Source organism: Paramesorhizobium deserti, from assembly GCF_001558695.1.
Lineage (GTDB): Bacteria > Pseudomonadota > Alphaproteobacteria > Rhizobiales > Rhizobiaceae > Paramesorhizobium > Paramesorhizobium deserti.
Genome location: NZ_LNTU01000012.1, coordinates 107,449 through 134,282 on the forward strand (window position 1 = coordinate 107,449; position 26,834 = coordinate 134,282).

The following is a 26,834-nucleotide window of genomic DNA, read 5'->3' on the forward strand; positions in this document are numbered from 1 at the left end:
CACGTTGAACTCGGTTGCCCGCAACGACTGGCCGGGGGCGAGCAACCGCTTCGCCACCGGCCAGCCGATCTGCCCTGCGATTTCAGATGGCTTCTTAATTCTTCTCTTGGACGGCCGGATGCAGCAGGTCGGATAGACCGACGCGATGCAGCATCTCGGCACGGATCCTGTCGACCACGGCGAAGCTCACATCGGCCCCGTCATGGGTCGGATCGTATGTCACACGAAATGGACGCTTGCCGAGCGGCGTGTCGACGATCTCGACGATCGCGTCGGCAACGCCCTGAACGTTTGCATCGTCAGGAACGATTTTGGCAAAAGCCTCCTGAACATACTCACCGAAGCCCTGATATGGCCCCTCGTTCTCATACTCGCCAAGTCGCGCAGTATCGGCCGGGTGCCCCGCATTCGAGAAGTGATTGGTGCCCTTGGTGAAGGCGCCTGGCACGATGATCGAAGTCTCGATGCCCCACCGGGCCAGCTCGCGGGCATATTGGACCGCAAGCGTGTCCATCGCAGCCTTTGCCGCGAAATAGGGCGAGAGATAGGGTGGCGTTCCTCCGGCGACGCTAGAGCTCGACACCCACACCAGAAGACCGTTCCTGGCCCTGCGCATGTGCGGCAGCGCCGCGCGGTTGACGCGCTGGGTCCCAAGCACGTTCACATCGTACTGCTGGGCGAACTGCTCCGGCGTGAAGGCTTCGGCCGGCCCGTACATCATGTGCCCCGCGTTGTGCACCACGACGTCGATGCGCCCGTGATCGACGATGACCTTCTCTATGGCAGCGTTCGCCGACTCTTCCGACTGCACGTCGAGCTCGATGGGGCGAATGTCCGACCCTGCGATGGCGGCCATTTCGGCCGCATTCTTCGCGTTCTTTCCCGTGACGTCACGCATGGATGCGTAAACGGTGTGTCCCGCGCGGGCCAAAGCCTCCGCCGTCAGCCGTCCGAATCCGCTCGATGCGCCGGTGATGAGGATGATCTTCTTGTTCATGATGAGTTCCTTTCGATGTCGATATTGACTGGGCGGGCGGGATCAGATGATCCCGCCGTTCGCGCGCAGAACCTGGCCGTTGATCCATCCGCCATCTGGCCCGGCGAGGAAGGAAACCGCTGCGGCAATATCCTCGGGCTGGCCGAGGCGCTCGAGCGGCGCGAGCTTGGCGAGGTTGTCGATCACGGCCTGGGGCTTGCTGTCGAGGAACAGCGCGGTGGCGGTCGGTCCCGGAGCAATCGCGTTGACGGTGATGTTGCGGCCGCGCAGTTCCTTGGAGAGTACGTGCGTGATCGCCTCGACACCCGCCTTCGTCGCCGCATAGGCCGCATAGGTCGGCTGGTAGAGGCCGACGACGCTGGACGAGAGATTGATGATCCGCCCGCCTTCGCGCAGCCGCTTCGCCGCCTCGCGCAGCGTATTGAAGCTGCCCTTGAGGTTGATAGCGACTTGCTGATCGAACAGCGCATCGTCGCTGTCTGCGAGTGTCGCCAGCCGCATAATACCGGCGTTGTTGACGAGGACGTCGACGCCGCCAAACGTGGCCTGCGCACCGTCGAACATGTGGCGGACGGCATCCGCATCGGCAACGTCGGCCTGAGCGGTGACGGCTTTGCCGCCAGCCTGCTCGATCTTGCGGATGACGTCTTCGGCCGCGGCGGCATTACCAGCATAATTGACTATGACAGTGAACCCGTCCTTGCCGAGACGCTCGGCAATCGCTGCGCCAATGCCGCGCGAAGCGCCGGTGACGATGGCGACCTTGTTCTGATTGGCAGACATTTTCTTCTCCTTCGGTTTTGCGCCGCAGCGCGTTTTCGATGAGGAGAAGATGGCGCTTCCCCATCTGCGGATAATCAGGCATTTTTCGGCATCACTATCCGAATATTGCGAACAAAACTCATGGACCGATTTGATGCCATGCATGTCTTCGCCCGCGTCGTCGAACGCCGCAGCTTCACGCTGGCAGCTCAGGACACGGGGCTGCCACGCTCGACGGTGAGCGATGCGGTGAAGGATCTGGAGGCTCGCCTCGGTGTGCGCTTGCTGCTCAGGACTACGCGGCATGTCAGCCCGACGCTGGATGGCGAGGCCTATTACCAGCGGTGTCTTGCGATTCTCGCCGATATCGAGGATGCCGAGGGCGCGTTTGCCGGCATTAAACCGAAGGGCCTACTGCGCGTGGATGTGCACGGCACGCTCGCCCGGCATTTTGTGCTGCCGAACCTGCCGTCCTTTCTGGAAACTTATCCGGAGATCGAATTCTACATGAGCGAGGGCGACCGGCTGGTCGATCTCGTCCGCGAGGGCATAGACTGCGTGCTGCGGGTCGGCACACCGCAGGACAGCGACCTGATCGCCCGACGCGTCGCCATGTTGAACGAGGTCACGCTTGCCTCGCCCGCCTATATCGAAAAATTCGGCCGGCCCGAGCATCCGGAAAAGCTCGACGGCCACCGAATGGTCGGGTTCCGCACGACCGGCAGCATCGCCGCTCTTCCGCTAGAGTTCATGGTGGACGGGACGGTGCGCAATATCACCATTCCCGCGACGGTAACCGTCAATGCGGCGGAGAGCTATATCTCAACCGCTCGGCTGGGGCTCGGCCTGATCCAGATCCCCCGCTATCACGCAACGCACGATCTTTCTGCCGGCACGCTGGTCGAGGTGCTTTCGCCTTTTCCGCCGACCAGTACGCCGGTTTCCCTGCTTTATCCGCGCAGCCGGCAGCTTTCGCCACGGGTGCGCGTCTTCATCGACTGGCTGATCAGGTTATTTGCGGAAAGTGCATGATCGACTCTCCGATTCGGAACGCTTTGCCGACCTGGCCCCGCAAAGCACGTCGGAGACGAGAGGTCACACTCCGGCAGGTGATGGTGCGGACGACGGGACTCGAACCCGTACTCTCATAGAGAAGCAGATTTTCGTACCACTTCGACTTTCGCCGCCGCCTTCCGGCGTTCGTGGTCTGGACTGTCCCTTCACCGTGGCCCGAAAGCTTTAGGCGCCGCCCGTCCAGTCTCTACACCTTCCCTCGAAGAGGGCTTGGCTCGGGATTGGCCTAGGGCATCTGCCCGTTAGCGTTCCCCGACTTTGAGCGGTTCTACTCCACGGATTTCCCCGCGGGCACTCCAATTTCTAAAGTCTGCTGCGTCTACCGATTTCGCCACGTCCGCCTATTGCCGCCGATTCGTTCCTTCGCTCTCTGCACCTATTCTGCACCTAGCTTCGAATCGACCTTCTTCACCCTCCAAACTGTCATGCCTCTAAGGCATTGAGTAACCTATGTTTTTGGCCCTCAAAACTTTTTTGCGGGATGGTAGAAAAAAGACTTTTTAAGTCCCTTGTGTCTACCAGTTTCGCCACGTCCGCACGCCTTTTCTTTCAATCACCTGAGGGATTCGGTCAAGTCAATGTTTGCAACTTGGCCGTCCATACTGCGTTTGGGGCGCATTTTCCCAAACGGAACTGGAAATGCGCGTGCAACATTGGCAAACTCGGCGAAACATGGAGTCGTCTCTTGCCCGCAGCCAGCAAAACATCCGCCGAGAAGGCCAGATCGCAGCCGAAATCCTGGGTCGAAACCGCCCCACTGCTCGTCGATGTGGCGATGGGACGAAAGCATGCCGACCTCGTCGTGCGCAATGGGCGGCTCGTCAGCGTCTATTCCGGCGAGATCATCGCCGGCATCGACATTGCGGTTGCCGCCGGGCGCTTCGCCTATGTCGGCCATGACGCGGCGCATTGCATTGGCCCTTCGACAAAGGTGGTCGATGCGGAGGGACGCTATCTCGTGCCGGGGCTCTGCGACGCGCATATGCATGTCGAAAGCGGCATGGTGACGGTGACGGAGTTCACCCGCGCCGTCATTCCGCACGGCACGACCTCAATGTTCATCGATCCGCACGAGATCGCCAACGTGCTGGGGCTCGAAGGCGTGCGGCTGATGCATGACGAGGCATCGGCGATGCCCATCAACGTCAAGGTGCAGATGCCGAGCTGTGTGCCGTCGGCGCCGGGGCTGGAGAATGCAGGCGCTTCGATCGGGGCGGGGGAAGTCGCTGAGGCGATGACCTGGCCCAATATCATCGGGCTCGGCGAGGTCATGAATTTTCCGGGCGTCGCCGGCAATGACGCCACCATGCGCGGCGTGATCGACGCGACCGCGAAGGCGGGCAAAACGGTGGGCGGGCACTATGCCTCGCCGGAGCTTGGCCGCGCTTTCCATGGCTATATCGCCGGCGGGCCGGAGGATGATCATGAGGGCACGCGTGTCGAGGATGCGATCGCGCGCGTCCGCCAGGGGATGCGGGCGATGCTCAGGCTCGGCTCCGCCTGGTACGACGTGGCAAGCCAGATCAAGGCGGTGACGGAGCAGGGGCTTGATCCCAGAAATTTCATCCTTTGCACCGACGACAGCCATTCCGGCACGCTGGTTCATGAAGGCCATATGGACCGGGTGGTGCGCCACGCCATCGCGCAGGGGCTGAAGCCGGTGACGACGATCCAGATGGCGACGCTCAATACCGCGCAGCACTTCCGGCTGGAGCGGGAGATCGGCTCGATCACGCCGGGGCGGCTTGCCGATTTCCTTGTTGTATCCGACCTGCCGGCGCTGACGATCGACCGGGTCTATGGGCGCGGGGTGCTGCTTGCCGAAAAGGGCAGGCTTCTCGCCGACATACCGGCATATAATTATCCAAAAAGCGCCAAGAATACGGTCAAGCTCGGCCGCAGGATTTCGGCGAAAGACTTTGATATCGCAGCACCAAAGCCGGGCAAGACCGTCACTGCGCGGGTCATCGGGGTCATCGAGAACCAGGCGCCGACGCGTGCGCTGGAAGCCGAGCTGCCGGTGATCAACGGCATCGTCGGCATGGACCGGCGCAACGATGTCTGTCAGATCGCGCTCGTCGAAAGGCACAGGGGAACAGGTGTTGTCACCAACGGCTTCGTCTCGGGTTTCGGCTATACGCTCGATTGCGCGCTCGCCTCGACGGTGGCGCATGACAGCCATCACATGATCGTGGTAGGCACCAACAAGGACGATATGGCCAAAGCCGCCAACCGGCTGGGCGAGGTCGGCGGCGGGGTCGTGCTCTTCTCCAAGGGGCGCGAATTGGCGCTGGTCGAGATGCCGATCGCCGGGCTCATGTCGGACGAGCGGGCCGAAAAGGTCGCGGCCAAGGCCGACAAGCTGGTCGCGGCGATGCGGGCGATGGGCTGCACGCTCAACAACGCCTATATGCAGCATTCGCTGCTGGCGCTGGTGGTCATCCCCGAATTGCGCATATCGGATATCGGCATCATCGATGTCCGCACCTTCGAGAAAGTAGATCTCTTCATATGACCGGATTCGTGAGCAGCGTCGAGCGCGCCACCGAGAGGATGCGCGCGCTCTTTCCCGAGACGCCATTGCAGATCAATGATTATCTCTCGCGCAAATATGGCGCTGAGATCTGGCTGAAGCGTGAAGATTTGTCGCCGGTGCGCTCCTACAAGATCAGGGGCGCGTTCAATTTCATTTCTGCGGCGATCAAGAATTGCGCCCCCGACACGGTTTTCGTCTGCGCCTCGGCCGGCAATCATGCGCAGGGCTTTGCTTTTGTCTGCCGGCATTTCGCGCGGCGTGGCGTGGTGTTCATGCCGGTGACGACGCCGCAGCAGAAGATCGACAAGACGCGGGCTTTCGGCGGGGATTTCATCGAAATCCGGCTTGTCGGTGATATTTTCGACGAGTGCTATGCCGCTTCGCAGGCCTATGCCGCCGAGAAGGGCGGGATGATGGTGCCGCCTTTCGATCACGCCGAAATCATTGCGGGGCAGGCGACGGTGGCGCATGAGATCGCGGTGCGGCTTCCCGACGGTAAAGCGCCCGACCTGATGATCCTGCCGGTCGGCGGTGGCGGGCTTTCGGCGGGCGTCACCCGCTATCTGACCGAACTCGGCTGGAAGACGCGTTTCCGCTTCGTGGAGCCGAAGGGCGCGCCGAGCCTCAAGCGCAGCCTCGAAGCGGGAAAGAGGGTGAAGCTCAACCATGTCGACAATTTCGTCGACGGCGCCGCCGTTGCCGAGATCGGCAAGGAAAACTTCAAGCTTCTTAGGGGTTTCGACGCGGATGCCGTATTTCTGGTTCCAGAAAACCGGCTGTGCGGCACCATTACCGAGATGCTCAATATCGAGGGCGTCGTGCTGGAGCCGGCGGGCGCGCTGGCGATTGATGTGCTGAAGGATTTCAAGAAGAGCGAGCTGAAGGGCAAGCGCATCGTCCTGGTGGTCTCCGGCGGCAATTTCGATTTCGAACGGTTGCCGGATGTGAAGGAAAGGGCGCTGCGCTATGAGGGCCTGAAGAAATATTTCATCTTCCGCTTTCCGCAGCGGCCGGGCGCGCTGCGCTCGTTTCTCGATCTGCTCGGCCCCGAGGACGATATCGCGCGGTTCGAATACTTGAAGAAATCGGCGCGCAATTTCGGCTCGGTGCTGATCGGCATCGAGACAAAGAACCGCAATAATTTCATCATCTTGAACAAACGTTTTCAGGAAGCTGGTTGGTCCTATCAGGATATCACGGATAATGAAGTGCTGGCGGATTTCATCATCTAGGAAGAGCCGGCTATGACGGTGTTCATCGTGCTTTTCCGCGCTATCGGCGGTGCCAACCAGCTTTCGGTGCAGCCGTTGAAGGAGGCGCTTTTGGATGCCGGCTTCGGCAATGTCGCCACCTATATCCAGACAGGAAATGTGGTCCTGACATCCGATCTCGACCAGGAAGCCGTGGTCGCGAAGGTCGGCGAGATAGTCGAGCAGCGTTTCGGTAGGCCGCAGAAGATCATCGTACGCAACGCGCGGCATTGGTCGGAGATCGTCGCAGCCAATCCGTTTCCGGACGCGGTGAGTGAGCCCACAACCTTACATGTTTTTGTGCTGGAGGCGGAGCCGTCACCGGAAGCGGTGAAGCTTTTGGAATCCCGGCAGGTAGACGGGGAGCGGGTCGCCGTCATCGGCTCCGTCGCCTATCTGCATACGCCGGACGGGGCGGGAATATCCAAGCTAGCGAAGAGCGTGGAGCGCTTGCTGAAAGTGCCTGCAACCGCGCGCAACTGGAATACGATGATGAAGCTCCAGGAGATGGCGGAAAAGGCTGCCACGGAGTGAGTGGCGCATGCCGTTTTCGTCCTGTTATTTTTGCGTTGCACAATATTCATTTGCTTTTTGCGCCGAATGCCTCCATATGACGGGCAGGCGCTTGGGCCGGACCGATCCGGCTTTCCCCACATTGGTGCGCATGATCTCCTCGGAAAGTCAGTAATTTTTCGAGACCGTGCGCTGCAGGACTTCGTTGCGTCTGACTTGTCCATCCCGGAATAAGCCGTGGACGGACGAGGGTTCCGAAGCAAAGGCTTCGGGCACGGCAGCGCAAGTCGCGTTTGGGCTTTTCAAGTTCCAGCGCTTCGTCGTTTACCGAAAAAGAGAATTGTCGGCAGGTTGCGCCTGCCGTCTGTTGTTTTGCGGACCGGAATAGCCGGCTTCCGCTTGAAAAGAGATTGAATTGGAAAATATTGAAAACAGCGGCTTTGCCGCATTGGGCATTACCGGCGTGCTTCTGAAGGCCACGGAAAATGCCGGCATGAGCGAGCCGAAGCCGATCCAGACGCAGGCAATCCCCGCGCAGATCGAAGGCCGCGACATCCTCGGCATCGCGCAGACCGGATCGGGCAAGACGGCGGCGTTCAGCCTGCCGATCTTGGCGAAGATCATCGGCCTTGGCGACAAGCGCAGGGCCAAGACGGCGCGCGCGCTGATACTCGCTCCGACGCGCGAACTCGCTGTGCAGATCGAAGAGACGATCCGCACGCTGTCGAAAGGTGCGCATGTCTCCACCGCACTCGTTCTGGGCGGCGTGTCGCGCCTCACCCAGATCAAGAAGATGCAGCCCGGCGTCGATGTTCTTATCGCCACGCCAGGCCGGCTGACGGATCTGGTGCGCGAGAATTGCATCGATCTTTCCGATACGCACTGGCTGGTGCTCGACGAGGCCGACCGCATGCTCGACATGGGCTTCATCAACGATGTGAAGCGCATCGCCAAGGCGACGCGCAAGGATCGTCAGACCGCGCTGTTCTCGGCCACTATGCCGCAGGAAGTGGCGTCGCTCGCCGCCGGCCTCTTGCGCGATCCCGTGCGTGTGGAGGTTGCCCCGCAGGGCACGACCGCGGCCGAGATCACGCAGGTGCTGCATCCGGTTCCGACCAAGGAGAAGAAGCGGGTGCTGTCGGGCATGCTGACGGATCAGTCGATGGCGTCGGTCATCGTCTTCACCCGCACCAAGCATGGCGCCGATGCCGTGACCCGCAATCTGGAGCGTGACGGTTACGAAGTCGCCGCGATCCATGGCAACAAATCGCAGAACGCGCGCCAGCGTGCCCTCAACGGCTTCAAGGATGGCTCTGTGCGCATCCTCGTGGCGACCGATATCGCCGCGCGCGGCATCGACGTGGTGGGCATCAGCCATGTCGTCAATTACGACCTGCCGGACGAGCCGGAAAGCTATGTGCACCGTATCGGCCGCACGGGCCGCAACGGCGCTTCCGGTGCCGCGATCACGCTTTACGATCCGGCGGCCGAAAATGCCAAACTTCGTGCGGTGGAGCGGGTGATCCGCATGAAGCTGCCGGTCAAGGAGGCTCCGGCCCCGGTCGGTCCGCTTCCGGTCAAGCCGAAGGCGGAAAAGACGGAGGCGGCAGCCCAGCGTCCGGCTGATAACCGCAACAGGCCAAAATCGGGTCAGAAGCCCGGTCATCGCGATCATGCAAGACCGCATGGCGAGCGCCGTGAAAACCGCGAGAAGATCTGGAGCAATGACGGATCCGGTGATCAGCGGGCCCCGCAGAAGAAGAAGCCGTTCCGCCGCAGGCGGCGCGGCGCGGGCGCCAAGGCTGCCTGATCAATTTCATCAAGAGCAATGATCAAGCCCCGTTGCGTAGCCGCAGCGGGGCTTTTTTCGCATGGGTGGAAACCGGGAAACATCTGCATTCGCAAGAATTTGTTCACGCGGCGCTTGAACAGGGCTGCTCCTGCCAATAGTTTCGCGGAAAATCACAAAAAGGATATTCGCGATGCTGGATACGGTGATCGACGCGATCGGAAACACCCCGCTGATAAAGCTGAGAAAAGCGTCGGAGATCACCGGCTGCGAGATATACGGCAAGGCGGAGTTCCTCAATCCGGGCCAGTCGGTCAAGGATCGCGCTGCGCTCTACATCATCCGCGACGCGGAACGGAAGGGATTGCTCAAGCCCGGCGGCGTCATCGTCGAGGGGACGGCGGGCAATACCGGCATCGGCCTCACCATGGTCGCCAAGGCGCTCGGCTACCGCACAGTCATCGTCATTCCTGAAACGCAAAGCCAGGAAAAGAAGGATGCGCTGCGTCTGCTCGGCGCGGAGCTGATCGAGGTGCCGGCCGTTCCCTACAAGAACCCGAACAATTACGTGCGCCTGTCGGGCCGCCTTGCCGAGCAGCTCGCAAAGAGCGAGCCTGCCGGCGCGATCTGGGCGAACCAGTTCGATAATCAGGCGAACCGCGATGCGCATATCGAGACAACGGCCGAGGAGATATGGCGCGACACGGACGGCAAGGTTGATGGGTTCATCTGCGCGGTCGGCTCGGGCGGCACGCTCGCCGGTGTCGGCATGGGGCTCAAGGCCAAGAATGACAAGATCAAGATCGGCCTCGCCGATCCCTATGGTGCGGCGCTTTATTCCTGGTATACGGGGGGCGATCTGAAGGCCGAGGGAAGCTCGATCACCGAAGGAATCGGGCAGGGGCGCATCACGGCAAATCTCGAAGATTTCACACCTGATTTCGCCTATCGGATCTCGGATGCGGAAGCGCTGGAGATCGTTTTCGATCTGGTGACGGAGGAGGGGCTCTGCCTTGGCGGCTCCTCGGGCATCAATATCGCCGGGGCAATCCGGCTGGCGCGTGATCTCGGGCCGGGCCATACCATCGTCACGGTGCTCTGCGACTACGGCAATCGTTACCAGTCGAAGATGTTCAATCCGGATTTCCTGCGTGCGAAGGACCTGCCGGTCCCCGGCTGGCTGGAAACAAAGGCCGATATCGCCATTCCCTATGAGGCTGTTTGAACCATGGCATATGAGACAAAGGCACTTTTCCGCGACGATGCCTATCTCTCGACTGCGGAGGGAGCGGTGGTCGCCATCAACGATCGCGGCGGCATCATCCTCGACCAGACGAATTTCTATGCCACGTCGGGCGGTCAGCCCGGCGACACCGGCCATTTCGAGCGCGCAGACGGCTCGCGCATCCAGATCGCGGCCACTGTGACGGGCGAGACGAAGAACGAGATCATCCATGTTCCGACGGAGGAGCAAGCCGTGCCGGAGATCGGCGAAAAGCTGGTGCTGCATGTGGACTGGCCCAGGCGCTACCGCCTGATGCGGATGCATACGGCCTGTCACCTGCTTTCCGTCGCTTGTCCGTTCCCGATCACCGGTGCTGCGGTGGGCGAGGAGGAAAGCCGGATCGATTTCGATCTGCCGGATCCTTCATATACCAAGGAGAATGTGACTGAACGGCTGATGGAGATGGTTCGGGCCAATGCGCCTGTTATCACCCGCTGGATCACCAATGAGGAACTTTCGGCCAATCCGGGGCTGGTGAAGTCGAAGAATGTCCGTCCGCCAATGGGTAACGGCCAGATCAGGCTCGTTCTGATCGGCGAGGACGGGGCGGTCGATTCACAGCCCTGCGGCGGCACGCATGTGTCGGAAACGCAGGAAGTGGGCGAAATCCACATCGGCAAGATCGAGAAGAAGGGTAAGGAAAACCGGCGTTTCCGTATCCGCTTCGGCAGCTTGCCTGCAGGAGAATAATGATATGAGCGCGAAAAGCCCCTTCGTCGTTTCGGCCGATTGGCTGGAGAAGCGTTTGCATACGCCCGGCCTCTCCATCATTGATGCCTCCTGGTATCTGCCGGCGCAGAACCGCGATCCGCGCGTGGAGTACGATGCCGCACACATTCCGGGCACCGTGTTCTTCGATCAGGACAAGGTCGCCGATCATTCCTCCGGCCTGCCGCACACCATTCCGTCAGAGACGGATTTCGCGCAGGAAGCAAGTTCGATGGGGATCACCGCCGACGACACGATCGTCGTCTATGACGGGCCGGGTATGTTCACCGCGCCGCGCGTGTGGTGGCTGTTCCGCCTCATGGGAGCCAGACAGGTCTTCGTGCTTGATGGCGGGTTCGACCGCTGGAAGGCGGAGGGGCGACCGGTCACTGCGGAAGTGACGAAGATCGCGCCCTCCACCTTCATTGCCAAACGCGACATGGAACAGGTCGCGAGCTTCCAGAAGATGCGGGAGATCGTTGAGAGCAGCTCGATGCAGATCGCCGATGCGCGTAGCGCCGGCCGGTTCAGCGGCGAGGAGCCGGAACCGCGGGCTGGCATGCGCTCAGGCCATATGCCGGGCGCGCGCAATGTTCCGGTGATGAGCCTTTCGCAGAACGGCGAATTGAAAGATCTGGACGCGCTGAAGGAGGTCTTCGGCCAGGCCGGCATCGATCTCGCGAAACCCGTGGTGACATCCTGCGGTTCGGGTTTGACGGCGGCGGTGATCACGCTTGCGCTGCAGTCCCTCGGCCATAAGGACAATCTGCTCTATGATGGCTCGTGGAGCGAATGGGGCAGCCGCGCCGACACACCAGTCGAAACGGGCAAGGCAAAATAGGCATGTCAAACGAGCCCAGGAAACTGACCGCCAGGATCACTCATCTGGAGATGGCCGAGCGCAGCACGGTTTCCGTGCCGACGCCGATCGGCATCAGGCTGGCGATCATGCGGGCGACCGATATCCCGGTGCATTATTACCGCTATCTCTATGAGCAGGTCGGCAGGCCGCATCACTGGATGATGCGGCGAAGGCAGAGCGATGCCGAGGTTTCGGCCGTGATCAATGCCGAGACCACTGAAATCCACGTGCTCTATGCCGATGGCTGTCCGGCGGGCTTTGCTGAAATCGACCTCGCCCGGATGCCGGAAGAGGCGGAAATCCTCTATTTCGGCTTGGTGCCGGATTTCCAGGGGCGAGGGCTTGGCAGCTTCTTCCTCTCCGAGGCGATTGCCGCCGCCTGGTCGCACGGGCCGCAGAAGGTGACGATCCACACCAATTCGCTCGACAATCCGCGCGCGCTCCAGCTCTACCAGAAGATGGGCTTCACACCTGTCGGCTGGTCGGAGGAGGAGGTTGAGGTCTGGGATTAAGCACCTGACCCGCCAGGGCAAGCGCGTGCTTTCTGATACTGCCCTTGGCTTTCTCATATATGGCCTATATACGTTCCATATACGAACTATATATGGAGCCCCCTCGATGGGTATCGTGAACATAGATGATGATCTGCACGATCAGCTACGCAGGGCGAGCAAGGTGTCGTGTCGTTCGATCAACGCGCAGGCTGTCTACTGGATCAAGATCGGCATGCTGTGCGAGACCAATCCGACACTCAGCTTCGCCGAGATCATCGAGCGTGAGCTTAGTTCCGCAGGCGTTTTGGCTCAGCCACTGGCGTTAAGCGAAGCATGACGAAGCAACCTCGGGAATTGGCGCTGCTGGCCGAATCCGGCCGGCTGCTGGCGTCCGTATTCGGGCTGCTGGATCGAACCTCGCTCGTGGGTATGTCGACACTTCAAGTCAATGACATGATCGAGCATTTCATCGTTCACGATCTCCAGGCTCGACCCGCGAGCAAGGGCCAGTACGGCTATGGTTTTGTATTGAATTCTTCGGTGAACGATGTGGTCTGCCACGGCATTCCATCGCAATCGGACGTGCTTCAGAACGGCGACATCGTCAATTTCGACATTACGCTTGAGAAGAACGGCTATATCGCGGATTCCAGCAAGACTTATCTGGTTGGCGAGGTGAATCCAGCCGCCAGGAGACTGGTCCAGACCACCTATGAAGCCATGTGGATGGGCATCCGGGCGGTTCGCCCGGGCGCGCGGCTCGGAGATATCGGCTGGGCAATCGAACGGCATGCCAAGCGAAACGGCTATTCCGTGGTGCGTGAATATTGCGGTCACGGCATTGGCCGGGAGATGCATGAGGAACCACAGGTTCTGCACTTCGGAAAGCCGGGAACGGGCCTCGTCCTTCGTGAGGGCATGGTCTTCACGATCGAACCGATGCTCAATCGAGGCCGGCGGAATGTGAAAACCGAGGCTGACGGCTGGACCGTTGTGACGAAAGACGGGTCGCTTTCCGCACAGTTCGAGCACACCGTTGCCGTTACGGTTTCCGGCGTGTCGGTTCTGACGTTGCGTCCTGACGAAACAGCCTCGGAGCCAAATAAGCGGCTTGCCGCTGCGGTTGGTTGAAACCGACGGCGGCGCGAGGCGGCGGCGGCGCCGTCATCTTCCGGCTCTCTATGACCCCTGTCCGGGTTATCTCCCAGGCAAGTCACGCTCGTTGGCGGCGGCCAGCCGCGTATGCAGAGGCGTGACCGTGGCGGACTGATCGCTTTCGTCGAAGACCACGCAATTGCGCCCGCGCTGCTTGGCCTGGTAGAGGCATTTATCCGCCTTGCTCAGCACCTGCGAGTTCGATTCATGCTTGGGCGCCATGGCGCCGCCGATGCTGATGGTCAGCGGGTGTATCTGGTTCGCCGCCGTATAGAAGGACGTGTTCTCCACCTCGGTGCGTATCCGCTCCGCCAGGCGCGACGCGGTTTCGGGTGATGCGCAGGGCAGAAAGATGCTGAACTCCTCTCCGCCGATCCGGCCGACGATGTCCCCCTTGCGGGTAACGTTCTGCAGCGCGAATGCGATGATCTTGAGCGCGCGGTCGCCGATCGCGTGGCCGTAGGTATCGTTGATGCTCTTGAAATGATCGGCGTCGATGACGAGGACCGCGCCAGTCTCGATCCGCGAGCGGCTGATCTTCATCGCGTCGAAGAAGGAGCCCCGGTTGAGCAGGCCCGTCATGTGGTCAATGCGGGACTTCGCCTGCAATTGCTGATGCGCCAGCTTCAATTCCTGCAGCGCCGCCTTCAGCTTGTGGTTCTGCAGATAGGTGTAAAGCGCATTGGGAAAGGCGGTGACGGCGGGAAGGGTGGCCGTCATAATGAGCGGAAAGGCGGTGATCTCGGCGCCCATCCACCACAGCACGGCACAGCAAACCAGCTCACAAAAGACAATGACGGCCAAGGTCGTCAAAAATGCCTTCAGCAAAGCGGTTCTCATGCTTCCTCACCCCCGAATTTTCAATGCGGGGGTGATATAGGAGCCCTTGGGTGAACCCTCCATGAACGAGAAATAAACAGTTTGTTCAGCGCGTGTTAAAAACGGTGACTGGCTAAAGTCTCGGCATGTTCAAATTTTAGGCAATATGCGGGAGCGGCGCATAATAAACCGACATGCTGCCGCGGCTTACCGCGCATCCTGCGGCGTCGGTCGCCAAAGGCCTTGGAAAACAAGCACAAGCGGTCCTCCCACGGCTTTGGCACGACAGTTGCTTTGACAACTGACGTCCAAACAAACCACTGGAGATGGAAAACATGAGGGGCATGACCGCACGTTTCACGAAATCCCTGGCGGCTGCCGCCATAGCGTCCGGCCTTGCCTGGCCGTCGCTGGCGCAAGCCGAGGGCGACACGATCAAGATCGGCATCCTGCATTCGCTTTCCGGCACCATGGCGATTTCCGAGACGACGCTGAAGGACGCCATGCTGATGCTCATCGACGAGCAGAACAAGAAGGGCGGCGTGCTCGGCAAGAAGCTCGAAGCGGTCGTCGTCGATCCGGCTTCGGACTGGCCGCTTTTTGCAGAAAAGGCCCGCGACCTGATTTCCAAGGACAAGGTGGCGGCGGTGTTCGGCTGCTGGACCTCCGTGTCGCGCAAATCGGTGCTGCCGGTCTTCGAGGAACTTGACAATATCCTTTTCTACCCCGTGCAATATGAGGGCGAGGAAAGCCAGCGCAACGTCTTCTACACGGGTGCCGCGCCGAACCAGCAGGCCATTCCCGCCGTCGATTATCTGATGAGCGAGGAGGGCGGTTCGGTGAAGCGCTGGGTGCTCGCCGGTACCGACTACGTCTATCCCCAGACCACCAACAAGATTCTCGAGGCCTATTTGAAATCCAAGGGCGTGGCCGACGAGGACATCATGATCAACTACACGCCATTCGGTCATTCCGATTGGCAGACGATCGTCACCGACATCAAGAATTTCGGCTCGGCCGGCAAGAAAACCGCCGTTGTGTCGACCATCAACGGTGACGCCAACGTTCCTTTCTACAAGGAACTGGCGAACCAGGGCATCAAGGCTGAGGATATCCCCGTCATCGCCTTCTCGGTGGGTGAGGAAGAACTTGCAGGCCTCGATACCGGCCCGCTCGTCGGCCATCTTGCGGCATGGAACTATTTCCAGTCCGTCGATACCGATGCCAATGCCGAGTTCATCGAGACATGGCGCGCTTTCACCAAGAACGACAAGCGGGTGACCAACGACCCGATGGAAGCCCATTACATCGGCTTCAACATGTGGGTAAAGGCGGTGGAGAAGGCCGGCACGACCGAGCCCGACCAGGTGATCGACGCCATGATCGGCGTCTCTGTGCCGAACCTTTCCGGCGGCTATTCCGCGATGATGCCGAACCATCACATCACCAAGCCGGTGCTGATCGGCGAGATCCAGGAAGACGGGCAGTTCGAAACCGTCTGGCAGACACCGGGCCTCGTGCCGGGTGACGAATGGTCCGATTACCTGCCGGAATCCAAGGATCTGATCGCCGATTGGCGCGCGCCGATGTCCTGCGGCAATTTCAATGTCGCAACCGGCAAGTGCGGCGGCAAGGGCATCAACTAAGGCTGGCTGGCCCTCTCGCCGTCCGTAACGGTGAGAGGGCGATCTTCTGGTCGTCATGCATATAACCATCCAGCTCGAAAAGGCTGATTGATGCCCGTTTTTCGAATTCTTCGCCTGATGTTCCTTCTGATCGCGGTTATGGCCACGCCGGCGCGGGCCGATGACGCGGTGCTCAAGGTGCTGCTCAACGGCTTGGCCGATGCCAATAGTTTCGCGGCCATCGAGAAGACCGTGGCCGAGATCGCGGCGACGGGCGATCCCAACGCGGAACGGGCGCTCGACGCGCTGTCGTCGGGCGACCTCTATGTTCGTAAGGCGGACAAGGCTGTCTTCATCGGCAAGAGGAAGGGCGGCGGCTATCTCCTGTCGGATCCGCTGACCGGCGAGGACGCCGGCGAGGCCAAACGGGCCGAGGTCGAGAAGATCAAGGTGAACAACACGCTGCGCCGGGTGGTGCGCGATGCGATCGGCGGGCTGACGCTTGCCTCTTCCGATCCGCGCGCGCGGCTGAGCGCCGCCGAAACCATCTTCAAATCCGGCGATCCGGACGCCATTCCGGCACTCGACGCGGCAATCGCGCGGGAAACCGATGCGAATGTCAAAGAGCGGCTGACGGAGGCGCGTGCCTCGGCGGTGCTCAAATCCGATGCGCCCGTGGCGGAAAAGACGGCTGCCCTGGAAACCATCGCCGCGCGCGGCGACCGCGATGCGCTATCGCTCATCAAATCCTATGAGGCCGGCGCGCAGGGTGAGCTGAAAGACGCCGCCGCGGCCGCAATCGCCAAAATCGAGCAGACGCTGGCGCTCTGGGCTGCGGGACAGAACGTCTGGTACGGGATTTCGCTCGGCTCGGTGCTGCTTCTGGCGGCAGTCGGTTTGGCGATCACCTTCGGCGTGATGGGTGTCATCAACATGGCGCATGGCGAAATGGTGATGATCGGCGCCTACACCACCTTCGTAGTGCAGGACCTGATCCGCCAATACAGCCCCGATCTGTTCGACTGGTCGCTGCCCATTGCCCTGCCGCTCGCTTTCCTGGTTTCGGCAGCCGTTGGCCTCGTCATTGAGCGCGGCATCATCCGCTTCCTCTATGGGCGGCCGCTGGAAACGCTGCTGGCGACCTGGGGCGTGTCGCTGGTGCTGCAGCAGGCGGTGCGCAGCATCTTCGGCCCGACCAATCGCGAGGTAGGTAATCCGTCCTGGATGTCGGGCGCGTTCCAACTCGGCGAACTGACGATCACCTGGAACAGGCTGTGGATCGTCGTTTTCGCACTGGTTGTCTTCACCCTGCTTCTTTACGCGCTGAACCGGACTTCGCTCGGCTTGCAGATGCGGGCGGTGACGCAGAACCGGCGCATGGCCTCGTCTATGGGCATCCGCACGCCATGGGTGGATGCCATGACGTTCGCGCTCGGCTCCGGCATTGCCGGCGTTGCCGGCGTGGCGCTGTCGCAGATCGACAATGTGTCGCCCAATCTCGGGCAGGGCTATATCATCGACAGTTTCATGGTGGTGGTGTTCGGTGGCGTCGGCAATCTCTGGGGCACGCTGGTCGGCGCTTTCACACTCGGCGTGCTCAACAAGTTCCTCGAGCCCTATGCGGGCGCGGTGCTGGGCAAGATCGCCGTCCTGATCCTCATCATCCTGTTCATCCAGAAGCGGCCGCGCGGGCTGTTCGCGCTTAGGGGAAGGGCGGTGGAAGCATGATCACCCATTTTCTGGCAGGCGGTCTAGAGCGCCGTATCAATATCGTGCTGGCACTTCTCATCGCCGCAGCCATAGTGGTGCCGGTGCTGCATCTTATGGTTCCGCCGTCGAGCCCGCTGCATATGCCGACCTATGCGGTGGCGCTGACGGGAAAATATCTCACCTATGCGCTGCTGGCGCTGGCGCTCGATCTGGTGTGGGGCTTCTGCGGTATCCTCTCGCTTGGCCATGCCGCCTTCTTCGCGCTCGGCGGTTATGCTATGGGCATGTATCTCATGCGCCAGATCGGGGCGCGCGGCGTCTATGGCAATCCGGACCTGCCGGATTTCATGGTCTTCCTCAACTGGAAGGAACTGCCGTGGTTCTGGTATGGTTTCGACCATTTCTGGTTCGCCATGCTGATGGTCATGGCGGTGCCGGGGCTGCTCGCCTTCATCTTCGGCTGGTTCGCCTTCCGCTCGCGCGTCACGGGCGTCTATCTCTCGATCATCACCCAGGCGCTGACCTATGCGCTGATGCTCGCTTTCTTCCGCAACAATATGGGCTTCGGCGGCAATAACGGCCTCACCGACTTCAAGGATATCCTTGGCTTCAACATCCAGGCGGATACGACGCGCTCGGTGCTCTTTGCCGCAAGCGCTCTGGCGCTGGCGCTCGGCGTTCTCGTCACCTCGGCGCTGGTTCGCTCCAAATATGGCAAGCTCCTGATCGCGGCGCGCGATGCGGAAAGCCGGATGCGTTTTCTCGGCTACAGGCCGGAGAATATCAAGCTCTTCGCCTTTACGCTTTCCGCCATCATGGCCGGCATTGCAGGCGCGCTCTATGTGCCGCAGGTCGGCATCATCAATCCCGGCGAGTTCGCGCCCGCCAATTCCATCGAAGTGGTGGTGTGGACGGCCGTGGGCGGTCGCGGCACCATTATCGGCCCGATCATCGGCGCGCTTCTCGTCAATGGCGGGAAAAGCTGGTTCACCGGCGCTCTGCCGGAGCTTTGGCTCTTCGCGCTCGGAGCGCTTTTCATCGCGACGACGCTGTTCCTGCCCAAGGGAATCGTCGGCATGTGGGAGGCGTGGTGGAGGCAAAGGCGGGAGAGCCGCAGCATAGCGGCCATTCTGCCCGCCAGCACCGGCAATCCGGTCGAAAGCCCGGCGGAGTGACCCATGACGATCGGTGAAACAACGGCAACAAGCATTCTCTATCTCGACGGCGTCTCGGTCTCCTTCGACGGTTTCCGCGCCATCAACAATCTCTCGCTGGTGCTCGAACCGGGCGAGATGCGCGCCATCATCGGCCCGAACGGGGCCGGCAAGACGACGATGATGGATATCATCACGGGCAAGACCCGGCCGGATGCGGGCGAGGTGTTCTTCGACGGCAAGGTCGACCTCACCAAGCATGACGAATCCGAAATCGCTCAGCTCGGCATCGGCCGCAAGTTCCAGAAACCGACGGTCTTCGAAAGCCACACGGTGGAGGACAATCTGGTGTTGGCGCTGGCGGGGCCGCGCAGAGCCATCCCGGCCTTGTTCCACCGCCAGACGAAAGCCGAACACGAGCGCATCGACGAGATACTCCAGACGATCAGGCTGACCGCCCGGCGCAACGAGCTGGCGGCCGCACTCAGCCATGGCCAGAAGCAATGGCTGGAAATCGGCATGCTTCTGGCACAGGACCCGAAGCTGCTTCTGGTGGACGAGCCGGTGGCGGGCATGACCGATGCCGAGACCGAGGAGACGGCGCTGCTTTTGCGCGAGATCGCGCAGACCCGCTCGGTCATCGTGGTCGAGCACGACATGCAGTTTGTCCGCGATCTCGGCGTGAAGGTCACCTGCCTGCATGAGGGCAGCGTGCTGGCGGAAGGTTCGCTCGATCAGGTGAGCGGCGACCAGCGCGTTATCGAAGTCTATCTGGGGCGGTGAAGGGAAAATCGGGAATGCTGAATGTCGACAACATCTCCCTTTATTACGGCGCTGCGCAGGCGCTGCGCGGTGTCTCGATCGAGGTGAAGCCGCAGGCCGTGACCTGTGTGCTCGGGCGCAACGGCGTCGGCAAGTCGAGCATGCTGCGCGCCATCGTCGGTCATCAGCCGATCGCATCGGGCTCGATCCGCTTCGAGGGAAGTGCGCTCGACCGCAAGCCTGCCTATGACAGGGCGAGGACGGGCATCGCCTATGTGCCGCAGGGGCGCGAGATCTTCCCGTTGATGTCGGTGAAGGAAAACCTGGCGACGGGCTATGCTGCCGTAAAGCCGCGCGAGCGCAACGTGCCGCCGGAGGTGTTCGAGCTCTTTCCGGTGCTGAAATCCATGCTCGGCCGTCGGGGCGGCGATCTCTCGGGCGGCCAGCAGCAACAACTCGCCATCGGGCGGGCGCTGGTGGCGAGGCCGAAGCTGCTCGTGCTCGACGAGCCGACTGAGGGTATCCAGCCCTCCATCATCAAGGATATCGGCCGGGCAATCCGCTATTTGCGCGACCAGAGCGGTCTCGCCATCCTGCTGGTGGAGCAATATCTCGATTTCTGCCGTGAACTCGCCGATCACGTCTATATCATGGATCGCGGCGAGATCGTCCATTCGGGTGACGCGGCAAGCCTCGACAAGCCTGAGGTCCGGCGCTTCCTGACGGTTTAGAGGCCGTCACAGGGTAGATCCTAAATGGTCCTGCCTAGTCGCCCGGCGAGGTCCTGGATGAACTGCCAGGCGACGCGGCCGGAACGGTTGCCGCGCGTCGTCGCCCATTCCAGCGCCTCGGCATGCAGCTTCGGCTCATCATAGTTGAGGCCGAAATAGCTGGCATAACCATCGACCATCGTCAGATAATCGTCCTGGCTGCATTTGTGGAAGCCAAGCCAGAGGCCGAAACGATCCGAAAGCGAGACCTTTTCCTCCACCGCCTCCGACGGGTTGATCGCCGTCGAGCGCTCGTTCTCGATCATGTCTCGCGGCAGAAGATGGCGGCGGTTGGAGGTGGCGTAGAAGATGACATTCGCCGGCCGTCCTTCAACGCCGCCCTCCAGCGCCGCCTTCAGCGATTTGTAGGAGGTGTCGTCATGATCGAAGGAGAGATCGTCGCAGAACAGGATGAAACGGTATTCAGAATCCTTGATGCTGTTCATCAGCGTGGGAAGCGAGTTGATGTCCTCGCGGTGGATCTCGATCAGCTTGAGCGGTGGGCGGCCGGGCTTTTCCACATTGACGGCGGCCTGGACGGCCTTCACGAGGGATGATTTGCCCATGCCGCGCGCACCCCAGAGGAGCACATTGTTGGCGGGAAGCCCGTCGGCGAAGCGGCGGGTGTTGTCGAGGAAGATATCGCGGACATTGTCGACGCCTTGGATGAGCGAGATGTCGACGCGATTGACCCTGGCAACGGGATCGAGCGTCAGGCGGGCCGGGTCCCAGACGAAGCAATCGGCAGCCGTCAGATCGGCAGGCTTGGCTGCCGGCGGCGCCATGCGCTCCAGCACGGCGATCAACCGGTCCAGCTTTTGCGACAGCAGATCTTCAGTCGTCATCTCGATGCCCTTTATCAATGCCCCTGGTCTTATCCTCCGCCAGCCGTCCGGCCCTGCGGCGCCGATGGCTTATCATGCGGGGTGGGACGCGAAAAGTGTGAGGCAGTTTTTTGTCTGGTTGCTTTTGATGAGATAACCATTGTATTGCGCTGGGCTAACTATGTTTGAACGATGATTTCTAGAGGAGTTTTCACATGATTACCCCGGCTTTCGCTCAGGCCCCCGGCGGCGCGCCCTTCGGTCCGGATATGCTGATGAGCATCCTGCCCTTCATCCTGATCTTCGTGATCATGTATTTCCTCATCATCCGGCCGCAGCGCACGCAGATGAAGAAGCGCGAGGAGATGCTGAAGGCGATCCGCCGCGGCGACACCATCGTGGCCGGCGGTATGGTCGCCAAGGTTACGAAGGTCGTGGACGACAACGAGCTCGAGGTGGAAATCGCCGATGGCGTGAAGGTGCGCGTGCTGCGCGGGCTGGTGACCGACGTGCGGGTGAAGGGTGAGCCCGTCGCCGACAACAAGAAGTAACGTCCCGTTCTCCTTGGATGGTCATCCCGCATTCAGGTGAGACTGTCTGAATGCGGCATGGCCGAACTGATTGGCACCCGATGCTCTATTTCTCGCGCTGGAAGTCGGTTCTCATCTGGTTGATCGTGGGGGCGGGCGTGCTTCTGGCGCTTCCCAACCTGCTGTCACAGAAGCAGCTCGCCGCTCTGCCGGACTGGCTGCCGAAGCGCCAGGTGGCGCTGGGGCTCGATCTGGCCGGCGGATCGCGCTTGCTCCTGCAATTGCCCCCGGAAGAGACTGCCAAGACCGACGCCGCCATCGCGATCATGAAGCGGCGCCTCGCCGAGCTCGGCTATGACAATCCGCTGGTCGAGAAGCAGGGCAGGAATAAGATCGAGGTCGAGGTACCGGGACTTTATGACGCCCAGCTTCTCAAGGACATCCTCAGTATTGAAGGCAATTTATCCATCAGCCTGGTGGATGAATCGATGCCTGTCGACGAGGCGATAGCCGGGACGCCACCGGAAGGCTCCAGGGTCGTCTATTCCGCCGATGATCCGCCGGTCGGATATCTCGTGCGGACGGATCCGATCGTTTCAAGCAAGAATATCATCGATGCGGGGGCAGGGGTCGTTACCGGCACACCGGACGCCAGTATCAAGCTGACGCTCGATGCCGCCGGCACACAGCGTCTGGCTGAAGCGACTGCGGCTAATGTTGGCAAGCCTCTGGCTCTGGTCATAGACGATCAGGTCATCACGGCGCCCGTCATCAGGGAGCGGATAACCGGAAGTCAACACCAGATCTCCGGTGCGTTCGACCTGCAGGGCGCGAGCAATCTTGCGGTGGTGCTGCGCGCGGGCGCGCTTCCCGCTCCCGTCACGGTTCTGGAAGAACGCACCATCGGCACCTCGCTCGGCGAGAACCAGGCCAGCACCGGCAGGATCGCCATCATCATCGCGGCGCTGCTCGTTGCCGTGTTCATGGTGCTGTCCTACGGTCTCCTTGGATTGATTGCCGATATCGCGCTTCTGGTCAATGTAGCGCTGATCGTGGCGGCGTTGTCACTCATCGGAGCGCCGCTCGGCTTGGCCGGCATTGCGGGCATCGTGCTGACCATCGGCATGGCGGTCGATTCCAGCATATTGATCTTTGAGCGCATCCGCGAGGACAGCCGCAACGGCGCTCCCGCGCTGCAGGCGATATCGTCCGGTTTTTCCCGTGCCATCGGCACCATTGTCGATGCCAATCTCACGACGCTGATCGCCGCGCTGGTGCTCTTCATCCTCGGCAGCGGAGCCGTTCAGGGTTTCGCACTGACGGTCACCATCGGCATCGTCACGACGATTTTCACGACGTTCACCTTTACCCGCCTGATGGTTTCGGAATGGATCCGGGCGGCAAGGCCGACGCGGATACCGGGCCGGTTCCTGCGGCTGGTGCCGTCGCGCACCAGCATTCCCTTCATGCGGTTGCGTCGCGTGACGCTCGGCGTCTCGACGCTGGCATGCGCCGCCGTGATCGCGCTTTTCGCCGTGTTCGGCATGAATTACGGGATCGACTTTCGTGGCGGGACGCTGATCGAATTGCAGGCCCGGCAGGGCGATGCCGATGTCCCCGATATCGAAAGCCGGTTGGCGGAGCTCAATATCGGCGATTTCAAGGTCGAGCCGCTGAACCCCCGCTCTGTCCTGATCACCGTCGGCAGCCAGGAGGGGGGCGAGGATGCGGAGCAGACTGTCGCCGTGAAACTGCGAGGCGAACTGGAAGACGAATACAGCTTCCAGCGCGTCGACGTGGTCGGGCCGACAGTCTCATCGCAATTGTCGCGGGCGGGAACACTTGCCATCGCTCTGTCACTGCTTGCGATCTTCGCTTATGTCTGGCTGCGCTTCCAATGGCAGTTCGCGCTCGGCGCGGTGCTGGCGACGACCCACGACGTCATTCTCCTCGCCGGCGTATTCATCCTGTTCGGGCTCGAATTCAATCTATGGAGCGTCGCGGCGATCCTGATCGTGATCGGCTATTCGCTCAACGATACGGTCGTGATTTATGACCGCGTGCGCGATAATCTGAGGCAGAACAATGCGGTGTCGCGGACGGCGCTTGTCGATGCCTCGATCAACCAGACCCTGTCGCGCACGGTTCTCACCTCGCTCGTGACGCTCCTGGCGCTTATCGCGCTCTATGTCTTCGGCAGCGCCGACATGCGATCGCTGGCATTGACGCTCGGTATCGGCATTGTCGTTGCCACCTACTCGTCTATCTTCATTGCAGGGCCGCTTCTGGTCATCCTCGGCATGAAGACGCGCAGCGGGCCGACGAGCGGTACGGCGCAACCGGTCGCGAAAGTCTGATCCATGGCCAAAGGCATCGAAATCCGCAATGCGCATTTTCCGGGCCGTGCGCCCATCGATGCCTATGGCAATGGTGGGTTTCGCTTTGCCGAGATGTCGCATCGCGGCTCGATCCTTTGCCTGCCGTCCGGCATCTATGGTTGGGAACCGAAGACGCCGCCCTTGCCGACGCTCGAGGATATCGGCAGGGTTATCGAAGAGGCGGACGGGATCGAAATCCTTCTGGTGGGAACGGGCACCGATCTGCGCCGGCTGCCGGAAAATCTGCGCGCGGTGCTGCGCGAGCACCGCATCTCGGCCGATCCGATGAGCACGGGCGCGGCGGTGCGCACTTATAACGTGCTTCTCGCCGAAGACCGGGCGGTCGCCGCCGCCCTGATCGCTGTCGATTAAGACAGGCTTGCGATGGATGCCAACGAAACCCATTGCATGGACTTCCTACGCGGTGCGGACCGCGACCGCTATCTCTCGGTGCTTTATGCGCCGGAGGAGAAGCGGGGCGGGCTGGCGGCGCTTTATGCCTTCAACGCCGAGGTAGCGCGCATCCGCGATCTGGTGCACGACCCGCTGCCCGGCGAGGTTCGGCTGCAATGGTGGCGCGATTTTATCAACGGCACCGAGCATGGCGCGGTGGCGGGCCATCCGGTCGCCGCGGCACTTTTGAAGACGATCGATCAGTATCACCTGCCGCGAACGGCATTGGACAATTATTGCGAGGCGCGGATATTCGATCTCTATGACGATCCGATGCCGAGCCGCAACGATCTGGAGGGCTATTGCGGTGAGACCGCATCGGCCCTGATCCAGCTTGCAAGCCTCGTTCTCGACGGTGAGGCCGCGCCACGCTTTGCCGAGCTCGCCGGCCATGTGGGTGTAGCGCAGGGCGTGACTGGCCTCATACGGCTCCTGCCGCTGCATCGCAGGCGGGGCCAGGTCTTCGTGCCGGCGGATATCCTGAAAGCGGTCGGCGTCAGCCGGGAGGCGCTATTGGCGGGTACCGACGAGGAGGCTCTTGGTCGGGTTATCGCGGCGATGGCAGCGCTGGCGCGGGAGCATCTCGCCGCTTTCGACAAGGCGAAGAGCGTTCTGCCAGCTACGCTGAAACCCGCCTATCTGCCGATTGTGCTGGTGCCGGCCTATCTCAAGGCTGTCGCGCGCAAAGGCGGGGAGGCAGCAAGCGAAGTCGCGGAGGTTTCACCGCTGCGCCGCCAATGGATCGTGTTCCGGGCGGCACTCGGCGGATTATAGTTCCTCTACTCCGCCGCTTCCGCGACCGGTGGCAGGCCGAGCCAGGCGCGGCAGTCTGCCAGCGCGCGGGCGCTTAAGGCTCGCTTCTTGGCGTTGCTCTTTTCCTTGCCGCGCAGGCGCTTTCCCTCAATTTTCGGCGTCTCGATCGGCGGAAACAGGCCGAAATTGACGTTCATCGGCTGGAAGGAGCGCTTGCCCGGCTCGTCCTCGGAAACGATATGACCGCCGGTGATATGGCCGAGCAGCGCACCGAACGCCGTGGTTGCGGGCGGCAGCGAAGGCTGCCCGCCCAGATGCTCGGCGACGGCGAAGCGGCCAGCGAGGAGGCCGATAGCCGCCGATTCCACATAGCCTTCGCATCCCGTGATCTGCCCGGCAAAGCGCAGGCCCGGCCGCGATTTCAATTGCAGAGACCGATCAAGGAGCACCGGCGAGTTCAGATAGGTATTGCGGTGCAGGCCGCCGAGCCTGGCGAACTCGGCATTCTCCAGGCCGGGGATGAGCCGGAAGATGGCGGTCTGCGCGCCGTATTTCAGCTTCGTCTGGAAGCCGACCATGTTATAGAGCGTGCCCAGCGCATTGTCCTGGCGCAGCTGCACCACGGCATAGGGCTTGACCGTGGGATTATGCGCGTTGGTGAGTCCCATCGGCTTCATCGGCCCGTGACGCAGCGTCTCGGGGCCACGCTCGGCCATCACCTCGATCGGCAGGCAGCCATCGAAATAGGGCGTGCCTTCCCATTCCTTGAACTCGGTCTTTTCGCCGTCGATGAGCGCCTGGACGAAGGTTTCGTATTCATCCTTCGTCATCGGGCAGTTGATATAGTCCTTGCCGGTGCCGCCCGGCCCCACCTTGTCGTAACGCGACTGGAACCAGCAGACATTCATGTCGATGCTGTCGAAATGGACGATCGGCGCGATGGCGTCGAAGAAGGCGAGGGCGTCGGCGTCGGTCTCGGCCCGGATCGCCTCGGCCAGCGCAGGCGCAGTGAGGGGGCCGGTGGCGATGATGGTGGCGCCCCATTCGGCGGGCGGCAGGCCGGTGATTTCGCCACGCTCGATGGTGATGAGCGGATGGGCTTCGAGCCTGGCGGTGACGGCCTGTGAAAAGCCCTCGCGGTCCACCGCCAGCGCGCCGCCAGCGGGTACCTGATGCGCATCGGCGCTCGCCATGATCAGCGAGCCGGCAAGCCGCATCTCGGCGTGCAGCACGCCAACGGCATTGGTCTCCGCATCATCGGAGCGGAACGAGTTGGAGCAGACGAGCTCCGCCAGCCCGTCCGTCTTGTGCGCATCCGTTCCGCGCACGGGCCGCATCTCATGCAGGATGACGGAAATTCCTGATTGGGCGATCTGCCAGGCAGCTTCGGAGCCGGCGAGACCACCGCCAATGATGTGGACAGGTTGTTTTGAATTTGCGTTCGACATGGGCTTCACTTAGCCTCTTATGTCTCAGGCTTCAACGGTGAACCGCTCATGCGGCTCTGGAGGGGAGGAGAACACTGTCGGGACGGGCATGGATCGGGCTCTTCTTTGCCGTGGGGGCGTTCTTCACTGGCGGTGTGAATCTCGGGCAGGCGCAGAGCTTCAGGGTCTGCCATGGCTATGGCT

The 26,834-nt window shown here is 61.4% G+C and carries 25 protein-coding genes; 20 read left to right on the forward strand and 5 right to left on the reverse strand.

Annotated elements, in window-relative coordinates:
* Positions 1 to 94: 94 nt before the first annotated feature.
* Both ATN84_RS09620 and ATN84_RS09625 read right to left on the reverse strand, forming a co-directional pair.
* Positions 95 to 997: an SDR family oxidoreductase gene (locus ATN84_RS09620; RefSeq protein WP_068881440.1), complete on the reverse strand. Its 903-nt coding sequence runs from the start codon at positions 995 to 997 to the stop codon at positions 95 to 97.
* 42 nt (positions 998 to 1,039) lie between these two features.
* Positions 1,040 to 1,780, reverse strand: a complete 741-nt coding sequence (locus ATN84_RS09625; protein ID WP_068881959.1) for an SDR family oxidoreductase — start codon at positions 1,778 to 1,780, stop codon at positions 1,040 to 1,042.
* Positions 1,781 to 1,900: 120 nt separating this feature from the next.
* Between ATN84_RS09625 and ATN84_RS09630 the strand changes: the two genes are divergently transcribed.
* From ATN84_RS09630 to map, 11 genes are all read left to right on the forward strand, one after another.
* Positions 1,901 to 2,791 carry a LysR family transcriptional regulator gene (locus ATN84_RS09630; protein ID WP_068881441.1) on the forward strand — a complete coding sequence of 297 codons (891 nt, stop codon included), beginning with the start codon at positions 1,901 to 1,903 and terminating at the stop codon, positions 2,789 to 2,791.
* Between the two features lie 817 nt (positions 2,792 to 3,608).
* Positions 3,609 to 5,348, forward strand: coding sequence for an adenine deaminase (gene ade / locus ATN84_RS09635; protein WP_153020199.1), 1,740 nt, complete (start codon positions 3,609 to 3,611; stop codon positions 5,346 to 5,348).
* Positions 5,345 to 6,601, forward strand: coding sequence for a threonine ammonia-lyase IlvA (gene ilvA / locus ATN84_RS09640; RefSeq protein ID WP_068881443.1), 1,257 nt, complete (start codon positions 5,345 to 5,347; stop codon positions 6,599 to 6,601). The genes ade and ilvA overlap by 4 nt, the downstream gene beginning before the upstream one ends.
* 12 nt (positions 6,602 to 6,613) lie before the next feature.
* Positions 6,614 to 7,153 (forward strand): DUF1697 domain-containing protein, encoded by a 540-nt coding sequence (locus tag ATN84_RS09645; protein ID WP_068881444.1) that lies wholly within the window; start codon positions 6,614 to 6,616, stop codon positions 7,151 to 7,153.
* A 388-nt stretch (positions 7,154 to 7,541) separates the two neighbouring features.
* Entirely contained in the window at positions 7,542 to 8,942 is a 1,401-nt protein-coding gene (locus ATN84_RS09650) for a DEAD/DEAH box helicase (RefSeq protein WP_068881445.1), read from the forward strand.
* Positions 8,943 to 9,114: 172 nt separating this feature from the next.
* Positions 9,115 to 10,146: a cysteine synthase A gene (locus ATN84_RS09655; protein WP_068881446.1), complete on the forward strand. Its 1,032-nt coding sequence runs from the start codon at positions 9,115 to 9,117 to the stop codon at positions 10,144 to 10,146.
* A gap of 3 nt (positions 10,147 to 10,149) precedes the next feature.
* Positions 10,150 to 10,896, forward strand: a complete 747-nt coding sequence (locus ATN84_RS09660) for an alanyl-tRNA editing protein (protein ID WP_068881447.1) — start codon at positions 10,150 to 10,152, stop codon at positions 10,894 to 10,896.
* Between the two features lie 4 nt (positions 10,897 to 10,900).
* Positions 10,901 to 11,755, forward strand: a complete 855-nt coding sequence (sseA, locus tag ATN84_RS09665) for a 3-mercaptopyruvate sulfurtransferase (protein WP_068881448.1) — start codon at positions 10,901 to 10,903, stop codon at positions 11,753 to 11,755.
* A 2-nt stretch (positions 11,756 to 11,757) separates the two neighbouring features.
* The gene (locus ATN84_RS09670) at positions 11,758 to 12,288 is read left to right on the forward strand and encodes a GNAT family N-acetyltransferase (protein WP_068881449.1); all 531 of its coding nucleotides are present in this window, start codon (positions 11,758 to 11,760) and stop codon (positions 12,286 to 12,288) included.
* Between the two features lie 106 nt (positions 12,289 to 12,394).
* Positions 12,395 to 12,607: a ParD-like family protein gene (locus ATN84_RS09675; protein ID WP_068881960.1), complete on the forward strand. Its 213-nt coding sequence runs from the start codon at positions 12,395 to 12,397 to the stop codon at positions 12,605 to 12,607.
* A complete protein-coding gene (gene map / locus ATN84_RS09680) occupies positions 12,604 to 13,401 on the forward strand; it encodes a type I methionyl aminopeptidase (RefSeq protein WP_068881450.1) in 798 nt (265 codons plus the stop codon). The genes ATN84_RS09675 and map overlap by 4 nt, the downstream gene beginning before the upstream one ends.
* A 66-nt stretch (positions 13,402 to 13,467) precedes the next feature.
* On the opposite strand, the gene ATN84_RS09685 is transcribed toward map, so the two are convergent.
* Positions 13,468 to 14,238 (reverse strand): GGDEF domain-containing protein, encoded by a 771-nt coding sequence (locus tag ATN84_RS09685; RefSeq protein ID WP_425287394.1) that lies wholly within the window; start codon positions 14,236 to 14,238, stop codon positions 13,468 to 13,470.
* A gap of 350 nt (positions 14,239 to 14,588) precedes the next feature.
* Here ATN84_RS09685 and urtA point away from each other — a divergent pair, with 350 nt between their 5' ends.
* From urtA to urtE, 5 genes are all read left to right on the forward strand, one after another.
* Positions 14,589 to 15,890: an urea ABC transporter substrate-binding protein gene (urtA, locus tag ATN84_RS09690; protein ID WP_153020182.1), complete on the forward strand. Its 1,302-nt coding sequence runs from the start codon at positions 14,589 to 14,591 to the stop codon at positions 15,888 to 15,890.
* Positions 15,891 to 15,980: 90 nt separating this feature from the next.
* Entirely contained in the window at positions 15,981 to 17,597 is a 1,617-nt protein-coding gene (urtB, locus tag ATN84_RS09695) for an urea ABC transporter permease subunit UrtB (protein ID WP_068881453.1), read from the forward strand.
* On the forward strand, positions 17,594 to 18,754 hold the full coding sequence (gene urtC, locus ATN84_RS09700; RefSeq protein WP_068881454.1) for an urea ABC transporter permease subunit UrtC: 1,161 nt from the start codon (positions 17,594 to 17,596) through the stop codon (positions 18,752 to 18,754). Before urtB ends, urtC begins: the two co-directional genes overlap by 4 nt.
* A 3-nt stretch (positions 18,755 to 18,757) precedes the next feature.
* Positions 18,758 to 19,516: an urea ABC transporter ATP-binding protein UrtD gene (urtD, locus tag ATN84_RS09705; protein ID WP_068881455.1), complete on the forward strand. Its 759-nt coding sequence runs from the start codon at positions 18,758 to 18,760 to the stop codon at positions 19,514 to 19,516.
* Positions 19,517 to 19,530: 14 nt separating this feature from the next.
* Positions 19,531 to 20,226 (forward strand): urea ABC transporter ATP-binding subunit UrtE, encoded by a 696-nt coding sequence (gene urtE, locus ATN84_RS09710; protein ID WP_068881456.1) that lies wholly within the window; start codon positions 19,531 to 19,533, stop codon positions 20,224 to 20,226.
* Between the two features lie 20 nt (positions 20,227 to 20,246).
* Here the strand turns inward: urtE and ATN84_RS09715 are convergent, their stop codons facing one another.
* The gene (locus ATN84_RS09715) at positions 20,247 to 21,110 is read right to left on the reverse strand and encodes an ATP-binding protein (RefSeq protein ID WP_068881961.1); all 864 of its coding nucleotides are present in this window, start codon (positions 21,108 to 21,110) and stop codon (positions 20,247 to 20,249) included.
* Between the two features lie 194 nt (positions 21,111 to 21,304).
* Here ATN84_RS09715 and yajC point away from each other — a divergent pair, with 194 nt between their 5' ends.
* The 4 genes from yajC (at position 21,305) to ATN84_RS09735 (ending at position 25,224) form a co-directional block, all read left to right on the forward strand.
* A complete protein-coding gene (yajC, locus tag ATN84_RS09720; protein WP_068881457.1) occupies positions 21,305 to 21,640 on the forward strand; it encodes a preprotein translocase subunit YajC in 336 nt (111 codons plus the stop codon).
* Between the two features lie 80 nt (positions 21,641 to 21,720).
* Positions 21,721 to 23,976 (forward strand): protein translocase subunit SecDF, encoded by a 2,256-nt coding sequence (locus ATN84_RS09725; RefSeq protein ID WP_068881458.1) that lies wholly within the window; start codon positions 21,721 to 21,723, stop codon positions 23,974 to 23,976.
* A 3-nt stretch (positions 23,977 to 23,979) separates the two neighbouring features.
* A complete protein-coding gene (locus tag ATN84_RS09730; RefSeq protein ID WP_068881459.1) occupies positions 23,980 to 24,369 on the forward strand; it encodes an Mth938-like domain-containing protein in 390 nt (129 codons plus the stop codon).
* Positions 24,370 to 24,381: 12 nt separating this feature from the next.
* Positions 24,382 to 25,224 carry a phytoene/squalene synthase family protein gene (locus tag ATN84_RS09735; protein ID WP_068881460.1) on the forward strand — a complete coding sequence of 281 codons (843 nt, stop codon included), beginning with the start codon at positions 24,382 to 24,384 and terminating at the stop codon, positions 25,222 to 25,224.
* A gap of 5 nt (positions 25,225 to 25,229) precedes the next feature.
* Here the strand turns inward: ATN84_RS09735 and trmFO are convergent, their stop codons facing one another.
* Complete coding sequence (trmFO, locus tag ATN84_RS09740) at positions 25,230 to 26,651, reverse strand: methylenetetrahydrofolate--tRNA-(uracil(54)-C(5))-methyltransferase (FADH(2)-oxidizing) TrmFO (RefSeq protein WP_068881461.1); 1,422 nt, start codon at positions 26,649 to 26,651, stop codon at positions 25,230 to 25,232.
* Positions 26,652 to 26,834: the final 183 nt, after the last annotated feature.